Annotated in this window: 13 protein-coding genes; 4 read left to right on the forward strand and 9 right to left on the reverse strand. The window is 72.4% G+C overall.

The features are described from left to right. The first annotated feature begins 149 nt into the window (after nt 1-149). Nucleotides 150-2,855 (forward strand): pyruvate, phosphate dikinase, encoded by a 2,706-nt coding sequence (ppdK, locus tag H7827_RS21335; protein ID WP_432748020.1) that lies wholly within the window; start codon nt 150-152, stop codon nt 2,853-2,855. A gap of 249 nt (nt 2,856-3,104) precedes the next feature. Here ppdK and H7827_RS21340 read toward each other — a convergent pair whose 3' ends face one another. Next, nucleotides 3,105-3,506 carry a hypothetical protein gene (locus tag H7827_RS21340; protein ID WP_432746963.1) on the reverse strand — a complete coding sequence of 134 codons (402 nt, stop codon included), beginning with the start codon at nt 3,504-3,506 and terminating at the stop codon, nt 3,105-3,107. Between the two features lie 324 nt (nt 3,507-3,830). Here H7827_RS21340 and H7827_RS21345 point away from each other — a divergent pair, with 324 nt between their 5' ends. Next, on the forward strand, nt 3,831-4,814 hold the full coding sequence (locus tag H7827_RS21345; protein WP_432746964.1) for an ArsR/SmtB family transcription factor: 984 nt from the start codon (nt 3,831-3,833) through the stop codon (nt 4,812-4,814). On the opposite strand, the gene H7827_RS21350 is transcribed toward H7827_RS21345, so the two are convergent. Then, complete coding sequence (locus H7827_RS21350) at nt 4,787-5,476, reverse strand: response regulator (protein ID WP_200367248.1); 690 nt, start codon at nt 5,474-5,476, stop codon at nt 4,787-4,789. The two genes, H7827_RS21345 and H7827_RS21350, sit on opposite strands and share 28 nt — an antisense overlap. After that, complete coding sequence (locus H7827_RS21355; protein ID WP_432746965.1) at nt 5,473-7,080, reverse strand: ATP-binding protein; 1,608 nt, start codon at nt 7,078-7,080, stop codon at nt 5,473-5,475. Before H7827_RS21355 ends, H7827_RS21350 begins: the two co-directional genes overlap by 4 nt. Before the next feature lie 93 nt (nt 7,081-7,173). Here H7827_RS21355 and H7827_RS21360 point away from each other — a divergent pair, with 93 nt between their 5' ends. Continuing rightward, a complete protein-coding gene (locus H7827_RS21360; RefSeq protein WP_432746966.1) occupies nt 7,174-8,193 on the forward strand; it encodes a Bug family tripartite tricarboxylate transporter substrate binding protein in 1,020 nt (339 codons plus the stop codon). A 46-nt stretch (nt 8,194-8,239) separates the two neighbouring features. Here H7827_RS21360 and H7827_RS21365 read toward each other — a convergent pair whose 3' ends face one another. The 6 genes from H7827_RS21365 to H7827_RS21390 form a co-directional block, all read right to left on the reverse strand. Then, nucleotides 8,240-9,184 (reverse strand): oxidoreductase, encoded by a 945-nt coding sequence (locus tag H7827_RS21365; protein ID WP_432746967.1) that lies wholly within the window; start codon nt 9,182-9,184, stop codon nt 8,240-8,242. A gap of 42 nt (nt 9,185-9,226) precedes the next feature. Beyond that, nucleotides 9,227-11,503: a beta-glucosidase gene (locus tag H7827_RS21370; RefSeq protein ID WP_432746968.1), complete on the reverse strand. Its 2,277-nt coding sequence runs from the start codon at nt 11,501-11,503 to the stop codon at nt 9,227-9,229. A gap of 43 nt (nt 11,504-11,546) precedes the next feature. Next, nucleotides 11,547-12,410 carry a carbohydrate ABC transporter permease gene (locus H7827_RS21375; RefSeq protein ID WP_030725941.1) on the reverse strand — a complete coding sequence of 288 codons (864 nt, stop codon included), beginning with the start codon at nt 12,408-12,410 and terminating at the stop codon, nt 11,547-11,549. Beyond that, the gene (locus tag H7827_RS21380; RefSeq protein WP_200367254.1) at nt 12,407-13,303 is read right to left on the reverse strand and encodes a carbohydrate ABC transporter permease; all 897 of its coding nucleotides are present in this window, start codon (nt 13,301-13,303) and stop codon (nt 12,407-12,409) included. The genes H7827_RS21375 and H7827_RS21380 overlap by 4 nt, the downstream gene beginning before the upstream one ends. Nucleotides 13,304-13,316: 13 nt before the next feature. Then, the gene (locus H7827_RS21385; RefSeq protein ID WP_432746969.1) at nt 13,317-14,612 is read right to left on the reverse strand and encodes an extracellular solute-binding protein; all 1,296 of its coding nucleotides are present in this window, start codon (nt 14,610-14,612) and stop codon (nt 13,317-13,319) included. Nucleotides 14,613-15,053: 441 nt separating this feature from the next. Then, entirely contained in the window at nt 15,054-16,109 is a 1,056-nt protein-coding gene (locus tag H7827_RS21390; protein WP_432748021.1) for a LacI family DNA-binding transcriptional regulator, read from the reverse strand. A gap of 148 nt (nt 16,110-16,257) precedes the next feature. Here H7827_RS21390 and H7827_RS21395 point away from each other — a divergent pair, with 148 nt between their 5' ends. Continuing rightward, on the forward strand, nt 16,258-17,667 hold the full coding sequence (locus tag H7827_RS21395) for an endo-1,4-beta-xylanase (protein WP_432746970.1): 1,410 nt from the start codon (nt 16,258-16,260) through the stop codon (nt 17,665-17,667). The last annotated feature ends 27 nt before the right edge of the window (nt 17,668-17,694 follow it).

A 17,694-nucleotide genomic window follows, 5' to 3' on the forward strand; every position in this document is an offset into this window, starting at 1 on the left:
TTTTGTGCGCGCGGAGTTCCCCACTTATGATGGAAGTAACGCTCAGATGAGCGTTCGCCGGGGTACTCTCCCGCTGTCAGGGCAGACAGCACCACCCCCCGGATCCCGTCCGGGGGTCCCTCAGAGGAGTCAGTCTCGTGACGCAGACCGTGGAACCACCCTCCATATCTCCACCGTCCGTCCCTCCCACGCAGCCGGCGAAGCTGGTCTACGACTTCGCCGAAGGCAACAAGGACCTGAAGGATCTGCTCGGCGGCAAGGGCGCCAACCTGGCCGAGATGACCCGGCTGGGGCTCCCCGTCCCGCCCGGCTTCACCATCACCACCGAGGCGTGCCGCGCCTACCTGGCGAACGGCACGGAACCGGCCGGCCTGCGCGACGAGGTGAGTGCGCACCTCGACGCGCTGGAGCGGCGGATGGGCAAGCGGCTCGGGCAGGGGGCGGATCCGCTGCTGGTGTCGGTGCGCTCGGGGGCCAAGTTCTCGATGCCCGGGATGATGGACACCGTCCTCAACATCGGACTGTCGGACGCCTCGGTGGACGCGCTGGCGGTCCAGGCCGGGGATGAACGTTTCGCCTGGGACTCCTACCGGCGGCTCATCCAGATGTTCGGCAAGACGGTGCTCGGCATCGACGGCGAACTCTTCGAAACGGCGCTGGAGGACGCCCGCCGGGCGGCGGACGCCGCCACGGACGTCGACCTGGGGGCGGGCGAACTCCGCGCCCTGGTCGACACGTTCAAGTCCATCGTGCGCGAGCGGACCGGCCGGGACTTCCCGCAGGATCCGCGCACCCAGATGGACCTCGCCGTGCGCGCCGTCTTCTCCTCCTGGAACGGCGACCGGGCCCGCCTCTACCGCCGCCAGGAACGCATCCCGCACGACCTGGGCACCGCCGTCACCATCTGCGCGATGGTCTTCGGCAACCTCGGCCCCGACTCCGGCACCGGCGTCGCCTTCACCCGCGACCCGGCCACCGGACACCAGGGCGTGTACGGCGACTACCTCCCCAACGCCCAGGGCGAGGACGTGGTGGCGGGCATCCGCAACACCGTGCCGCTCGCCGACCTCGAACGTCTGGACCCCGCCTCGTACACCGGTCTGCTGCGCATCATGGAGGTACTGGAGAACCACTACCTCGACCTGTGCGACATCGAGTTCACCATCGAGCGCGGCACCCTGTGGATGCTCCAGACCCGGGTCGGCAAGCGGACCGCGGCGGCGGCCTTCCGGATCGCCACCCAACTGCTGGACCAGGGCCTGATCGACGAGCGCGAGGCGCTGCGCCGGGTGACCGGGAACCAGCTGGCCCAGCTGATGTTCCCCCGTTTCGACATCTCGGCGACGGAGACCGACGTGCTGGGCAAGGGCATCGCCGCCTCCCCCGGCGCGGCGGTCGGCGCGGCCGTCTTCGACTCCGCGACGGCGGTGGAACGGGCGGCGCGCGGCGAGGCCGTCATCCTGGTGCGCCGCGAGACCAACCCCGATGACCTGGACGGGATGCTGGCCGCGGCGGGCATCCTGACCTCGCGGGGCGGCAAGACCTCGCACGCGGCCGTGGTCGCCCGCGGCATGGGCAAGACCTGCGTCTGCGGCGCCGAAGGGCTCGACGTCGACACCGGGCGGCGCCGCTTCACCACGGCGGACGGCCGGGTGATCGAGGAGGGCGAGATCCTCTCGATCGACGGCACCAGTGGCACCGTGCACCGCGGCCGGGTCCCGGTCGTACCGTCCGCCGTCGTCGACTACTTCGAGCACGGCACGGGCGCGGACGACGACGACCTGGTCCGCTCGGTGGACCGGATCATGCGGTACGCCGACCGCGTACGGCGCCTGGGTGTGCGCGCCAACGCCGACACCACCCAGGACGCGGCCCGCGCCCGGCGGTTCGGCGCGCAGGGCATCGGGCTGTGCCGTACCGAGCACATGTTCCTGGGCGAGCGCCGGGACATGGTGGAGCGGCTCATCCTGGCCACCACGGAGGCGGACCGGGAAGCGGCGCTGGCGGCGCTGCTGCCGTTGCAGCGCGGCGATTTCACCGAACTCTTCGAGGCGATGGACGGCCTGCCGGTGACCGTACGGCTGCTGGACCCGCCGCTGCACGAGTTCCTGCCCGACCTCACCGAGCTCTCGGTGCGGGTGGCCACCGGGGACGACCCGCACGACCGGGCGCTGCTGCCGGCCGTGCGGCGGCTGCACGAGCAGAACCCCATGCTGGGGCTGCGCGGCGTCCGGCTGGGGCTCGTCGTACCCGGCCTGTTCACCATGCAGGTACGTGCCATCGCCGAGGCCGCGGCCGACCGCCGGGCGGCCGGCGGGGACCCGCACGCGGAGATCATGATCCCGCTGGTGGGCACGGTCCAGGAACTGGAGATCGTGCGGGACGAGGCCGAACGCGAGATCGCCCGGGTGGAGAAGGCCCGCGGGATGGAACTGTCCCTGTCGCTCGGCACGATGATCGAGCTGCCCCGGGCGGCGCTGACGGCGGGTCAGATCGCCGCGTCCGCCGACTTCTTCTCCTTCGGCACCAACGATCTGACCCAGACCGTATGGGGCTTCTCCCGGGACGACGTGGAGGCGAGCTTCTTCTCCGCCTACCTGGAGAAAGGGATCTTCGGCGTCTCGCCGTTCGAGACGATCGACCGGGACGGCGTCGGCGCCCTCGTGCGCACCGCGGCCCGCGCCGGCCGGGCCGCCCGCCCGGACCTGAAGCTGGGCGTGTGCGGCGAGCACGGCGGCGACCCAGAGTCGGTGCACTTCTTCGACGAGGTGGGCCTGGACTACGTGTCCTGCTCGCCCTTCCGCATCCCCGTGGCCCGCCTGGAAGCAGGCCGGGCGGCGACGGCGCGCGCCTAGCGACGCCGGAGCCACCGGGACATCCGCCACCCCGACCCTCACCCGGCGGAAGGTCCCGGCCCCTCACGGGGACCCCGGGGGCGGCGCCTGTGCGGAGGCGCCGCCCCCCTTTTCCGTGTTCCCGGGCCCGTTCACCGGCGTCGTGCGTCGCCCCCCTGCGACGGGCACCTGGGCGGGCGTCCGCGGTGGGCGCACGGCCCGGGCGGTTCACCCGCGAGGTGCCCCGGGGGAAACGCCGCCCCGGTACGCCTACTCGACCGGCGGGCAGGTGCCGGTTTCCTCGCCGATGGTGTTGATCTCGGCGTTGGAACGGGGGTCCTCCGCGTAGTTGATCTGGTCGGTGCAGCTGAGGCCGGGCTCCTTGGGGGTGCCGTCCCCGGCGTCGTCCCCGGCCTCGGCGCCTTCGGCGCCCTCGGCCTCGGGGCAGGTGCCGGTCTCCTCGCCGATGGTGTTGATCTCGGCGTTGGAGCGCGAGTCCCCCGCGTAGTCGAACTGGTCCGTACAGCTCTGCGCGGGATCCTTGGGGGCGTCCACCGAGGAGTCGGCCCCGGACGAGGAGGCGCCCTCGGTGTCGTCGCTGTCGCAGGCCGTCAGCGCCAGGGAGGCCGCCACCGCGGCGATGGCCAACACCGGGATCTTCCGAACGCGCATTGCTCTTGTCCTCTGGGGTGTGGGGGTCCCCGCTCGTGCGAGCGGGGCTGCTGTCTCTGCGGACATCAACCCGGCTGCCCCGGTTGCACCGCACCATGCCCCAGGACACGTTCGTGACACACCCACGTGGATGAGCCCGGCGCGGTCGGGGGTCGCCGCCGAGGAAAGCGGCTTGGTCAGCAGCGGAGGCCGCTCAAGGCCGTTCGCTGATCCCCCCGTCCCCCGAGGCGCCGAGCACCCCTACCTTCGTGGACGGAGCACCGGTGCGGCCAATCATTTCGGCGTACGCTGAAAAACCAAGGTCACACGCCTGGGAGGTGCTCGTTGCTGCGCATCCATGTCACGGGGGAGGACCTGGCCCGGATACGCCTGGCGGACCGGCCGGACCCGATGTGGGAGACCGTCCTCAGCTCGCTCCGTTTCCGGGACCGGCGCGGACCGGCCTCGTACGGGCGGTGGCGAGGGCAGGTGCGCGGGCGCTTACGGGCACTGCCGCACACCCTGCGGGCACTCATCCCCCTCGGCGGTTACTTCCCGGACTTCCTGACCCCGGTCACCGCCGGCCCCGACTGGGAGGAGCGGGTCGACCGGCTGCGCTCCACGCCCCGGCGGCAGTTGCGGGCCGAGCTGCTCACGCTCGACGCCGAGTCCGCCGTCGCGCTGCCCGGCTGGGTACGGGAACTGGCCGACGGAGAGCGGGAGACGCTCGACAAGGTCGCCGGTGACCTCGACCGTTACTACCGGTCCGCCGTCGCCCCGCCCGGTATCTGGTCCGCCGTCCAGACCCAGGTGGACGCCGACCGCGCGCTGCGGATCCGGCATCTGACCTCCGGCGGCATCGAAGGGCTGCTGCACGGGCTGCGTCCCGTGCTGCGCTGGGAGTCACCCGTCCTGGAGGCGGACTACCCCGTCCCGCGCGAACTGCGTCTCGACGGACGCGGGTTGCTGCTCATCCCGTCCTTCTTCTGCTGGCGCCACCCGGTGACGTTCTACGACGACGGCCCCAACCCGGTGCTGGTGTACCCGATCCAGCACACCGGGTCGACCCTGCCCGGCAGCGCCGCGCTGGGACGGCTGATCGGCGCCACCCGCGCCCGGGTGCTGCGCTGCGTCGGGCACGGCGCCACGACCGGTGATCTCGCCCGGCGCGCCGGGATATCCGCCGCCTCCGCCAGTGAGCACGCCGGCGTCCTGCGCGAGGCGGGGCTGGTGTTGTCGGTGCGGCGCGGCAACGAGGTGCTGCACACCCTCACCCCGCTCGGCACCGAACTGCTGCCCACTCACGCGCTGGGCGCCGACCAGTGGTAGCGCCGTTCGGGGCGGCCGGTCGCCCCGTAACGCAGCCGCACCCCCACCTGCCGGGTGGAGACGAAGTATTCGAGGTAGCGGCGCGCGCTCACCCGTGACAGGCCGCTTCGGCCGGCGCACTCGGCCGCCGACAGATCCTGCGCCGGGTCCAGCGCGGCGAGGGTGTCCCGGATGAGCTCGGCCGTCTGTTCGGAGAGCCCCTTGGGCAGCCGGGGCGGGGTACGGGAGGCCCCGGCGCCGAACACCCGGTCCACGTCGTCCTGTCCGGGCACGGCGATGGCAGCCAGCTCCTGCGCCCGCCGCGCGTAGTCCCGCAGCCGCTCGGCCAGCACCGGCGGGTCGAACGGCTTGATGATGTAGTGCACCGCCCCGCCGCGCAGCGCGCCCCGTACCGTCTCGGCCTCCCGGGCCGCGGTGATGACCAGCACGTCCACGTCCGAGTCCTCGTCGGCGCGCAGGTCGCGCAGCACCTCCAGGCCGCTCATGTCGGGCAGGTAGATGTCCAGCAGGACGAGGTCGGGGCGCAGCGCGGCGACCAGCGCGAGCGCCTCGGCGCCGGTACGGGCCTCCCCGACGACCGTGAAGCCGGGAACCCGCTCCACCAGCTTGCTGTGCAGCCGGGCCACCATGAAGTCGTCGTCGACGACCAGCACGTTGATCATGAGGAGGCCGCTCCTTCGCGGTCGGCGTCGCGCGGCAGCCTGGCGGTGAACGCGGCCCCGTCGACGGTGACCGCCCCGCCGCGCCGGGTGCACACCAGGCGGGTGATGGCCAGGCCGAGTCCGCGGGTGGCGTCGGCGGCGGTGGCCTTGGTGGTGAAGCCGTGCCGGAAGATCTCCTCGGCGAGTTCGGGGGCCACCCCGGGGCCCGAGTCGGTGACCGTGAGCCTGACCTCCGTTTCCGTCTCGGTGAGGGCGATCTCCACCCAGCCGGCGCGGCCCGCGCCGCGCACCGCGTCCAGGGCGTTGTCCACGAGGTTGCCGACGACCGTGACCAGGTCGGAGGCGAGGGTCTCGGGGACCGGGCCGAGCGCGCTGTCGGCGGTCACCCGCAGGGCGGCGCCCTGTTCGGCGGCGAGCGACGCCTTGGCGATGAGCAGCGCGGCCAGCGACGGGTCGGCGATCTTCGAGATGACCTCGGCGGCCCGCTCGGTGTGCGCCCCGCTCACCCCCCGGACGTAGCGGGCCACCTCCGGGTACTCGCGCAGTTCGACGAGTCCGGCGATGACATGCAGATGGTTGGAGAACTCGTGCGCCTGGGCCCGCAGGGTGTCGGTGGCGCTGCGGGTGGTCTCCAGCTGGTGCTGGAGGGCGGCTATTTCGGTCAGATCGCGCATGGTGGTCACGGACCCGGCGGACTGGCCCCGGGTGATCAGCGGCATCCGGTTGAGGGTCAGCACCCGGTCGGCAGTGAACACTACCTGGTCGTGCCCGGGGGAGCGGCCGGTCAGCACGTCGTGCAGCCGGGGCTCGACACCGAGGTCGGCGAGGGTGCGGCCCGGGGCGTCGCCCGGCAGCCGCAGCAGGTCCCGGGCCGCGTCGTTGACGAGGGTGACCCTGCCCTGCCGGTCCAGGCCGAGCACGCCCTCCTTGATGCCGTGCAGCATGGCCTCGCGGTGTTCGGCGAGCGCGGTGATGGCCTCCGGCTCCATGCCCAGGGTCTGCCGCTTGATGCGGCGCGCCAGCAGGTAGGAGCCGAGCGCGCCGAGCGCGCTGGCGATGCCGAGGTAGGCGAGCATCTGCGGGGCGGCGGCGGCGATGCGCTCGGTCAGGCTCTGGTAGTCGCGGCCGGCCGAGACGATGCCCAGCAGCCGCCCGTCCTCGCCGAAGACGGGCACGTGCGCCACCAGGGAGGTGTGGCCGTCCGCGGTGGTGATGCCGATCCAGGACCGGCCGCTGAGCACCTGCGATCCGCCCAGCGGCAGCTCGGTGCCGATCCGGCGCGGGTCGGCGGCGGTGAGCACGATCCGGTCGGTGCCGGTGATCTCCACCGTGGAGGCGCTGGAGACGCTGCGGGCGTTCTCGGCGGCCGTCTGGAGGATGCCCTCGCGGTGCGGGTCTGACAGGCCGACCCGCACCGCGTCCTGGGCGGCGACGGTCTCGGCGACGCTCAGCAGCCGGCCGCCCTCCGCCCGCCGGAACTCGGCGTCCGCCTGCGCGACGGTGACCGCGGCGATGACGCCGAGGACCACCACGATCAGCCCCAGCTGCAGGACCAGGAACTGTCCGGCGAGGGTGAGGCGGGGCAGCCGGGCACGTACCGACATCACTGGCTCCGCCTCCCTTCTTCGGACATGCGCTGGTGTTGCATCCTAGGTACCTCAATGGCGACGGGCGGAAGGGCGGGCGGTGAGCGGGCGGTGAGCACCACGCGAAGGACGCTGCTCGCGGGCGGCGCGGGCACCCTCGGCGGCCTGCTGCTGGGGGCGGCGGGCGCGGCCGGCTGCGCCGCGAGCGGCCCGGTGCCGCACCACGAACTGCGACTCATGGTGCCCAACATCCCGGGCGGCGGCTACGACTACACCGCCCGCACCCTGGCCGTCACCCTGAGCGACGCCGAACTGGTGGAGGCGGTGGAGGTCTTCAACCTGACGGGCGGCTCGGGCACCGTCGCGCTGACCCGGCTCGTCCACGAGGCGGGCAACCACCGGCTGCTGCTCCAGATGGGCCTGGGCCTGGTGGGCAGCGTCACCACCCACGCCGAACGCAACCCGACCCGGATCGCGGACGCGACGCCGGTGGCGCGGCTGGTGGACGAGGCGGAGGCGGTGATCGTCGCGCCGGACTCGCCGTACCGCACGCTGGCCGCGCTCGTGTCCGCCTGGCGGGACGGCGCCCTGCGGGCCGGCATCGGCTCGCTCCCCGGCGGCCCCGACCACCTGGCGCTCATGCTGACCGCCGAGGCGGCCGGGATCGCGCCCGATGACGTGCGGTCGGCCGTGTACGACGGCGGCGGCGGGCTGCTGGCGGCGCTGCTCAGCCACGGTGTGGACTTCATCATGAGCGGGATCAGCGAGTACCGGCACGCGATCGCCGCCGGGGAGCTGCGGGTGCTCGCGGTGACCGGCGAGCGGCCGCTGGCGGGGCTCGACGCGCCCACGCTGCGCGAGAGCGGGTTCGACCTGGCGGTCACCAACTGGCGCGGGCTGCTGGCCCCGCCGGGGCTGAGCGAGCGGGACCTGGCCGGGACGACGGCGGTCCTGGACGCGCTGCACGCCACCCCGCAGTGGCGGCGGGCGCTGCGGGACAACGGGTGGACGGACTCCTACCTGACGGGTGCGGACTTCGGGCGGTTCCTGACGGCGGAGGACGCCCGGGTGTCCCGGCTGCTGAACGCCTTCCCGCCGGTGACCGTGGCGGAGGGCGACGCGCAGACGTAACCGGCCGCCGTTCGGCGGCGGCGCGGGACCGGGTCCCGCGCCGCGCTCACTCCGGGGACGCGGTCCGCACCGGTGGCAGGGCGTCGTAGTGGACGCCCGTCAGTTCCTCCGAGCGTTCCCACAGGCGCTCGGCCAGCCGGTCGCGGCGGGTCCATGGCGCGCGCCAGCCGGCTCCGGGGCCGCCGCGCAGCCGCCGTACGCCCATCACGCTGGGCCCGGTGAACGAGTCGGCGCTCACATCGGGGGCGGTCGCCGCGTACAGCGTCGGGGTGGCGCCCACCTCCGGGTCGGTGGCGAACAGCCGGTTGCCGATGCGCGCGATGCGCCGGCCCGTGCCGCTGCCCGCCGGCTGCGGGCCCTTGGTGTGCAACTCGGTCTCCGTGTACCCCGGATGCACGGCGGCGGCCAGCAGATCGGCACCCGACGCCTCGATCCGGCGCGCCAGTTCATGCGTGAACAGCAGATTCGCGGTCTTCGAGCGGCCGTAGGCGCGCCAGCGCCGGTAGTGGCGCTCCTCGCTCAGCACCCCGGGGCCGGTCAGATGCAGCAGGCTGGAGACGGTCACCACCCGCGCGCCCGGCGTCGCCAGCAGCTGGTCGAGCAGCAGTCCGGTGAGCGCGAAGTGCCCCAGGTGGTTCACCCCGAACTGCGTCTCGAAGCCGTCCGTGGTCGTCGCGTACGGCACGGCCATCAGCCCCGCGTTGTTGATCAGCACATCCAGCGGCTGATCCGCGAACCCGGCGGCGAACGCCCGTACCGACGACAGATCCCCCAGATCCAGCAGCCGCAGCTCCACCCGCGCCTCCGGCACCTGCCCCAGCAGCCGTTCCAGCGCCTGGGCGCCGCGCCGCCGGTCCCGGCAGGCGAGCACGACATGCGCGCCGCGCCGCGCCAGCTCACGGGCGGTGACATAACCCAGCCCGCTGTTGGCGCCGGTCACCACGATGGTGCGGCCCCTGAGATCCGGGATGTCCCGTACCGTCCAGCCCATACGGTCAAGCGTAGGACCGTACGGCGCCGCCGGGCCAGCGTCTCAGCCCGCGATCACCTCCGCGGGGCAGCGCAGCCGCCGGTCGTGTCCGACGACGCGTTCGGGGCCGGTGAGGGTGAGCGGCAGCCGGTGCCGGATGTCGCCGCTGGAGGCGGCGAGCCGCAGTTCGAGGTCGCCGGGATCGGTGACGCGGCGGCCCGGGGCCACGGTGTACGCGGCCAGATCGGCGTGGAAGGCGAACCGCACCCGGGCGGTGGCGCCGGCCGCCAGCTCCACCCGGGCGAAGCCGATCAGCCGGTTGACGGGACGCACCACCGCGGCGACCGGATCGTGCAGATACAGCTGCACCACCTCGGTGCCCGCGAGATCACCCGTATTGGTGACGGTGATCTCGACGTCCGCGCCGCCGCCGGTGTCCGTGGTGCGGGTGGACAGCGACGGCGCGTCCCACGCGAAGGAGGTGTACGACAGCCCGTGCCCGAAGGGGTACAGCGGGGTGGGGTCGATGTTGCTGGCGTCGCCCAGCAGTCCGAGCGGCGGGGCGAGGTACGTCCAGGGCTGGCCCCCGGGGAGCGCGGGCACGCCGACCGGCAGCCGCCCCGAGGGGTTGACCCGGCCGGAGAGTACCCCGGCCAGCGCCGGGCCGCCCTCCTCGCCGGGGAAGAACGTCTGCACGATCGCGGCCAGCCGGTCCGCCCAGCGGCCCAGCGCGTACGGCCGCCCCGCGCACAGCACCAGGACCACCGGCGGGCCGTCCTCGGCCGCCAGCAACTCGTCCAGCAACGCGCCCTGCCCGTCCGGCAGTTCCAGATCGGCGGCGTCGCAGCCCTCACCCGAGGTGCCGCGTCCGAACAGCCCCGAGCGGTCGCCGACCGCGACCACGACGACATCCGCGCCGTCCGTCCCCTCCGTGGTGATCACGGCGTCCGGGAGTTCGGCGCGCAGCGACTCCAGCAGGGTCGGCACCTCAACTCCCAGGGGCAGCGCGGGGTGTTCGACCCCGACATGGCGCGGGAAGCTGTAGCAGCCGAGCATGGCCGCCACCTCGTCCGCGAACGGGCCGGTCACCGCGATCCGGGCGGTCGGCGCCAGCGGCAGCACCCCACGCGGGTTGGCCAGCAGCACGACGGACTCCTCGGCCAGCCGGCGGGCGGCGGCGCGCAACTGCGGCGGATCGAGGTCCACCGTGCCGGAACCGTCGGCCAGGGCGCTCGGTTCGGGGGACCAGCCGGGGTCCAGCAGCCCCAGCTCGGCCTTCTGCGTCAGCACCCGCAGCACCGCCCGGTCCACCAGGGCCTCGTCGACCTCGCCGGACCGTACGGCCTTGAGCAGCGGCAGGCCGAACGCCCGTACCGCCGGCAGTTCCACGTCCACGCCCGCCGTCAGCGCCAGGGCGCCCGCCTCGGCCGGGGAGCCGGCCACCCCGTGCGTGGTCTCCAGGAAGGTCACGCCGAAGTAGTCGGAGACCACCGTGCCGGTGAAGCCCCACTCCTCGCGCAGCAGCCGGGTCAGCAGCCAGGCGTCGCCGTGGGCCGGTACCCCGTCGAGGTCGACGTACGTCGCCATCACCGAGCGGGCGCCCCCCTCGCGCAGAGCCATCTCGAACGGCGGCAGCACCACATCGGCCAGCTCGCGCGGGCCCATCGACACCGGGGCGTGGTTGCGGGCGCCGCGCGAGGACGCGTACCCGGCGAAGTGCTTGAGGGTGGCGACGACGCCGGCCGACTCCAGGCCGCGCACGTAGCCGGTGGCGATGGTGGACACCAGGTACGGGTCCTCGCCGATGGTCTCCTCGGTGCGGCCCCAGCGCGGGTCACGCACCACGTCCAGCACCGGGGAGAGCCCCTGGTGGATGCCCACCGAGCGCATGGAGTCGCCGATCAGCCGGGCGGTCTCCTCCACCAGTTCGGGGTGGAAGGTGGCGCCCCAGGCCAGCGGGGTGGGCAGCACGGTCGCCTGCCAGGCGGTGAACCCGGTCAGGCACTCCTCGTGCGCGAGCGCCGGAATGCCGTGCCGGTTGGCGGCGACGATCTTGCGCTGGTCGTCCGCCAGCGTGCGGGCGCGGTCGGCCGGATCCACCGGGTTGGTGCCGAAGGGACGGGTCACCTGTCCCAGGCCGTGCGGCAGCAGGGCGTTCAGGTCCAGCTCGGGCTCGGTCAGCGAGCCCTGGAGCGGGGCCACGTCCTCACCGTCGCCGTCCGAGCCGGGCCAGATGCTGCTCAGCTGGGCCAGCTTCTCCTCCAGGGTCAGCCGGGCCAGGAGGTCGGCGGCGCGGTCGGCGGCCGGACGGGACGGGTCCTGCCACTGCTGGTGCTCCATGAGGGTCAGGGCTCCTTTACGGGGGGAGGGTTGTGCGCGAGGGTCAGCGACCGCCGACGCCCATCAGGCCGTTGATCAACTGGCGGCGGGCGAAAAGATAGGCGGTGAAGATGGGCACGATGGACAGCACGACGGCGGCCAGCAGGGCGGGGATGTCCACCCGGAACTCGCCGATGTAGTCGTACAGTCCGAGCGTGAGCACCCGGTTCTCCCTCGACTGGGTGAGGATCAGCGGGAACATGAACCCGTTCCAGGCGCCGAGTGCGGAGAACACGCCGACGGTGGAGATGCCGCCGCGGGTCATCGGCACCACGAGCTGCCACAGCACCCGGGCCGGGCTCGCGCCGTCCAGCGCCATCGACTCGTACTGCTCCTCCTCGATGTCGCGCATCGACCCGACCAGGATCAGTACGCTCACCGGGAGCGAGAAGGCGGCGGTGGGCAGGATGATCGCCAGCAGCGTGTCGTACAGCTGGAGTTCGGTGATCATCAGATAGACGGGGATGATCACCGCCTGGGAGGGGATCGCCAGGCCCAGCAGGAACAACTGGAAGATCCGCCGGGAGGTCCGCGAGCGGGTCCTGATGACGCTGTAGGCCACGGTCACCGCCAGCACGATGACCAGGGCGGCGCACGAGACGGTGACGATCAGGGTGTTGAGGAGATAGCGCGGGAAGTCGCCCTCCAGGACCCGGCGGTAGCTGTCCAGGGTGAACTCGGTGGGCAGCGAGAGCGGGCCGTTCTCCAGGTAGGTGCTCCGGCTCTGCACCGTGGACGCCACCAGGATGTACAGCGGGACGGCCACGATCACCAGCCACAGGACGGCCGCCGCCCCGGCCGGGAGATTGGCGCGGCGCCAGGCCGCCGGCCTGCGGCTGGTGCTCCTCGTGTCGCCGGTGCCGCTCATATCCCCTCCCGGGTGCTGCGCATCTTGCTGAAGCCGGTCAGCCGCACCAGCAGCAGCGATACGGCGGTGGCGGTGATGACCAGGGCGGTGGCCACGGCGCTCGCGTAGCCGAGGTCGAACGCCTGGAACCCGGTGCGGTACATCAGGAACGGCACGATCGTCGTCGCGTCACCGGGGCCGCCGCGGGTGAGGATCAGGATGGTGTCGAAGTAGGTGAGCGCGCCCACCACCATGAGCACGGTGGAGGTGACGATGGTGTTGCGCAGCTGGGGGACCGTGATGGCGAAGAACTGGCGTACGGTGCCGGCGCCGTCGATGGACGCCGCGTCGTACAGGGACTGCGGGATCTGACGGGCCCCGCCCTGGTAGATGAGCGTGTGCAGCGGGATGAACTGCCAGGCGGTGACGAACAGCACGGCGGCGAACGCGCCGCGCGGGGAGCCCAGCAGGTCGGCCGAGGAGAGGTTGAACCACTCGGCGATCTGGGCGTTGAGCCCCAGGTTCGGGTCGAAGATCGTCTTCCAGAGCAGGGCGAGCGCGACGGAGGACGCCAGCAGCGGCAGGAAGAAGATCGCGGACAGCACGGCGCGGTTGCGCTGCCGGCCGGCCGCCCACACGCCCAGGAGCAGGGCGATCGGGGTCTGGAACAGCCAGGTGAGGAGGGTGAGCAGCAGGCTCAGGCCGATGGCCTGGCGCATGGCGTCGTCGTTCCACAGCCGGGTCCAGTTGTCGGTGCCGCTCCAGGACGGGTCGGACAGGCCGTCCCAGTCGGTGAAGGACAGATAGCCGACGATGACCATGGGCGCGGCGGCGAAGAAGACGAAGAACAGCAGGCCCGGGACCGCCCAGGCGATGCCTGGGCGGCCGGTGCGGCGCGGGGAGAGGGTGGTCACGTGGGGTGCCCGCCTACAGATTCCGCATCGCGGCGACGAACGCGTCGGGACTGATCTGGCCGCCGAACAGCTTCTCGATGTTGTCGTGCAGGGCGGGCGCGTCACCGGCGGGCAGCGCCTGGTCCCACGAGAGCGTGAAGGACGGAGCCTCGGCGACCATGTCGTACTGGAAGCGGGCGAACTCCGGGTTGGCGTGCGAGTCCAGCAGGCTCTCGGCGCCGGAGGTGGTGGGGATGTCGCCGTTGTCGATGAGGGCCTGGGCGTACTCGTCGCTCGCGGACATCCTCAGGAACTCCAGGGCGGCGTCCAGGCGCTCACCCTCCACGCTGGAGCTGACCGACCAGTAGTTGGTGGGGTTGCCGACGACGGCGCGCGGGTCGCCGGTGCCGTCCGGGACGGTGGGGAAAGCGGCGAAGCCCAGATCCTCGGCGGCGAACTCGGGCTGCTGGGAGAGCTGGTTGGCGTACTCCCAGCTGCCCATGAGGTGCATGACCCCGCCGCCCTGGGCGAAGAAGGTGGAGGCGCCGTCGGCGGTGTAGTTGACCGAGCGGAAGTTGTTGCCGAAGGTCCCGGCGTCCACCAGTTCCTTGACGGCCTCGGCCATCCACTGCACGGCCGGGTCGTCCCAGCCGGTCGCGTCGCCGTTGCGGATCCGCTCGAAGATCTCGGCACCGCCGCGCCGTTCGAGCAGATACTCCAGCCACATCAGCTCGGTCCACGGGTCGGCGCCGGCGACGACGGCCGGGACGGTGTCGCGGTCGATGAAGACGTCGATGACGTGGAGGAGATCGTCCCAGGTGGCGGGCGGCTCGACGCCGGCCTCGGCGAAGGCGGTCTTGTTGTAGAAGAGGATCACCGGCTGCACGCCGCGCATCGGGATGCCGTAGTAACGGCCGTCCACGGAGCCCGAGTCCAGGATGGAGGGGATGAAGGCGTCCTTGAACTCCGGGTCCTCGTCGAGGATCGGGGTGAGGTCGATCAGCATGTCCTCGGCGACGAAGTCGCTGATGCTGCCGCCGCCCCAGTTGAAGAAGATGTCGGGCGCGTTGGGGCTGCCCATGGCGGTGCGCATCCGGTCCGTGTAGTTGTCACCCGGGATCTGGACCAGATCGAGCTTGATGTCGGAGGTCTCGTTGAACTTCTCGACGAACTCTTCCTGGATGACCGTCGAGCCGTCCTGATAGACCCACACGGACAGGCTGTCGCCGTCGCCGCGGTTGGGCCCACTGCTGCCACAGGCCGCCAGGGCGGTCGTGGCAACGGCGCACGCTGCCGTGGCCGCGAGGGCACGCAGGGTACGTATACGCATCGCACACCTTCCGGAAAATCGCCGAAAATTATCGGACCAGGTGCCGAAGAAAGTTACGGCGACGGGAGGTTGGCGTCAACGGTTTGCGCATGCCCGCTTTCCGCGGGGCGGTAGGGCACCGGGCGCGCGAACGTCACGCCCCGGGGGCAGGGCCGGTCGGCGGCACGGCGGGAAGTGGCTGGGCCCGGTGAATGTCACGGGGCCGCCGGCCGCCCGGCGCGTAGCTGTTGCGGCGTGACCGGGCGCCGGGGCGGGTGCGTACGGCCGGCGGTTCGCTCCGCCGCGCCGGCGTGCCGAGCGCCGTCCGGCCGCCGTGCCCGGATTCCGTCCCGGCGAACGGCCGGGCCGTCGGTGGTGTGTTCGGGCGGTGCGGCCGGCCAGGGCACCGCGCGGCTCTGTGGCCCTCGGCCGGCGCGGTGGCGGCCACCACGGCCGCGGTGGCTACTCCGCCGGGCGCGGGGCGGGCGGGGCCGTGCTGGCGCGGACCACCAGTTCCGTGGCCAGTTCCAGGCGCGGGGCGTCGATGTCGCCGCCCCGCGCCTGGCGCAGCACGGTCCGGGCCGCCATCTTGCCCATCTCGGCGAGCGGTTGCCGCACCGTGGTCAGCGGCGGCGCCGACCAGCGCATCTCGGGGAGGTCGTCGAAGCCCACCACGCTCACGTCCTGCGGGACCCGCAGGCCCTTGCGGCGCAGCGCCTCGATCGCGCCGAGGGCCATCTGGTCACTCGCCGCGAACACCGCCGTCGGCGGCTCGGGCAGGGCCATCAGCGTCTCGCAGCCGGTGAACCCCGACTCGTGGTAGAAGTCGCCGGGGACGATCAGTTCGTCGTTCACCGGCACTCCGGCGTCCTCCAGCGCGGACCGGTAGCCGTCGAGCCTGGCGCGGCTGCACAGCAGGCGCGGCGGGCCGGCGATGAACCCGATGCGGCGGTGGCCGAGTTCCAGCAGGTGACCGGTGGCGGCCATGCCGCCCGCCCAGTTGGTGGCGCCGATCGTCGGGGCGTCCAGGGCGGGGGAGCCGGCCGGGTCGATCACCACCAGGGGCACGCCGAGCCGGTGCAGTTCCTTGTGCAGGACGGGCTCCAGCGCGCTGGTCACCAGGATCACGCCGTCCGAGGCGCGGGCCCGCAGGTTCTTCATCCACTGGCGGGCGGCGCCGGCCCGGTCGTGGATGGCGGAGACCACCGTGCCCACCCCCGACGCGTGGGCGACCTCCTCCACGCCCCGGATGATCTCCACCGCCCAGGGGCTGTCGAGGTCGTTGAAGACCAGGTCGAGCAGCGCCGCCCGGTCGCCGGGGGCCACGCTGCGGCGGCGGTAGCCGTACTGCCGCAGCAGGTCCTCCACCCGGGCCCTGGTGTCGGGCGCCACGTCGGAGCGGCCGTTGACCACCCGGGAGACGGTGGGCACCGAGACACCGGCCTCGCGGGCGATGGCGGTGATGGTGACCTTCCGCCGTCCGTCGCCCTGGTCCTTGTTCCCGCGCTGCACCGCCATGTTCCCCTGCTTTCTCACGACGTCCGACTCCCGCCGGAAGTTTTTCAACATTATTCCGGAAGGGTTGACGTCCGCCATGGTCGCCCTTACAACGGTCCCGTCAGCCTGCGGGGGCATGACAAGGAAAGGGACGGCCATGTTTCCCCTGATGCGCAGAGCCGCGGTCGTCATCGCCGCCGGAGTCCTGCTCTCCGGTGCGGCGTTGCACGGCGGCGCACAGGCATCGCAGACGTCGGTGGAAGAAGCGCCATCGGCTCAGTTGGCGACCTTACGCGAAGCCGCGTCAACAAGCGGCAAATTCATCGGAACGGCGATCGCCGACCACCGGCTCAGCGACGCCACGTACAACGGGATCGCGGCGCGCGAGTTCAGCAGCGTCACCGCCGAGAACGCCATGAAGTGGGACGCCATCCAGCCGCAGCGCGGCACCTTCAACTGGGCGGCCCCGGACCGGCTCATGCAGTTCGCGCAGGCCAACAGCCAGCAGGTGTACGGGCACACCCTGGTGTGGCACAGCCAGATGCCGGGCTGGCTCCAGAACGGCAACTTCAGCGCCACCGAGATGAACCAGATCATGAACACCCACATCTCCACGGTGATGGGCCGCTACAGCGGCCAGATCAACCGCTGGGACGTGGTGAACGAGGCGTTCAACGAGGACGGTTCGCTGCGCAACTCCAAGTGGTATCAGGTGCTGGGGCGCGACTACATCGCCAACGCGTTCCGCGCGGCGCGGGCGGCCGACCCGAACGCCAAGCTGTTCATCAACGACTACAACACCGACGGCATCAACGCGAAGAGCAACGGCATGTACAACCTGGTGCGCGATCTGCGCGCCCAGGGCGTGCCCATCGACGGGGTCGGTTTCCAGTCGCATCTCATCCTGGACCAGCTGCCCAGCGACTACCAGGCCAACCTGCAGCGGTTCGCGGATCTGGGCGTGGAGGTGGTGGTCACCGAACTGGACATCCGCATGCGGACGCCGTCCGACGCGGCCAAACTCCAGCGGCAGTCCCAGCAGTTCGCGCAGGTGGTGCAGGCGTGCCTGAACGTCTCGCGCTGCTCGGGCGTCACGGTGTGGGGCTTCAGCGACCGTGACTCGTGGGTGCCGGGCACCTTCCCGGGGGAGGGCGCGGCGCTGCCCTACGACGACAACTACCAGCCGAAGCCGGCCTACAACGGGATCCTGACGGCGTTCGGCGGCTCGCCGGGCGGCGGCGATCCGGGGCCCGGGCCGGGCGCGGACTGCACGGCCGCCTACCAGGTGGCCAACCGGTGGAACGCCGGGTCCGTGGTGGAGGTGCGGGTGACCGCCCGGCAGGCGCTGAACGGCTGGACGGCGACGTTCAGCCTCCCGGCGGGCGAGTCGGTGACCAGTTCGTGGAACACCCAGCTCACCCAGTCGGGGACGACGGTGACCGCGCGCAACGTGGCCCACAACGCCACGGTGCCGGCCGGAGGAACGTTCAGCTTCGGCTTCCAGACCAACAGCGGGGCGGTCTACTCGGCACCGGTGGTGAGCCTGAACGGCACCGCCTGCACGGCGGGAAGCGCCTAGCCGGTCCCTTGGCGCGGACGGCGCCGG

This window comes from Streptomyces sp. JH002, assembly GCF_050916115.1.
In the GTDB taxonomy this organism is placed as follows: Bacteria; Actinomycetota; Actinomycetes; order Streptomycetales; family Streptomycetaceae; genus Streptomyces; species Streptomyces xiamenensis.

What these genes read in the sequence shown, in the direction of transcription:
- H7827_RS21340 (WP_432746963.1), bottom strand. Translation starts at nt 3,506, where the DNA reads ATGCGCGTTCGGAAGATCCCGGTGTTGGCCATCGCCGCGGTGGCGGCC.
- H7827_RS21350 (WP_200367248.1), bottom strand. Translation starts at nt 5,476, where the DNA reads ATGATCAACGTGCTGGTCGTCGACGACGACTTCATGGTGGCCCGGCTG.
- H7827_RS21355 (WP_432746965.1), bottom strand. Translation starts at nt 7,080, where the DNA reads ATGTCGGTACGTGCCCGGCTGCCCCGCCTCACCCTCGCCGGACAGTTC.
- H7827_RS21365 (WP_432746967.1), bottom strand. Translation starts at nt 9,184, where the DNA reads ATGGGCTGGACGGTACGGGACATCCCGGATCTCAGGGGCCGCACCATC.
- H7827_RS21370 (WP_432746968.1), bottom strand. Translation starts at nt 11,503, where the DNA reads ATGGAGCACCAGCAGTGGCAGGACCCGTCCCGTCCGGCCGCCGACCGC.
- H7827_RS21375 (WP_030725941.1), bottom strand. Translation starts at nt 12,410, where the DNA reads ATGAGCGGCACCGGCGACACGAGGAGCACCAGCCGCAGGCCGGCGGCC.
- H7827_RS21385 (WP_432746969.1), bottom strand. Translation starts at nt 14,612, where the DNA reads ATGCGTATACGTACCCTGCGTGCCCTCGCGGCCACGGCAGCGTGCGCC.
- H7827_RS21390 (WP_432748021.1), bottom strand. Translation starts at nt 16,109, where the DNA reads ATGGCGGTGCAGCGCGGGAACAAGGACCAGGGCGACGGACGGCGGAAG.
- H7827_RS21395 (WP_432746970.1), top strand. Translation starts at nt 16,258, where the DNA reads ATGCGCAGAGCCGCGGTCGTCATCGCCGCCGGAGTCCTGCTCTCCGGT.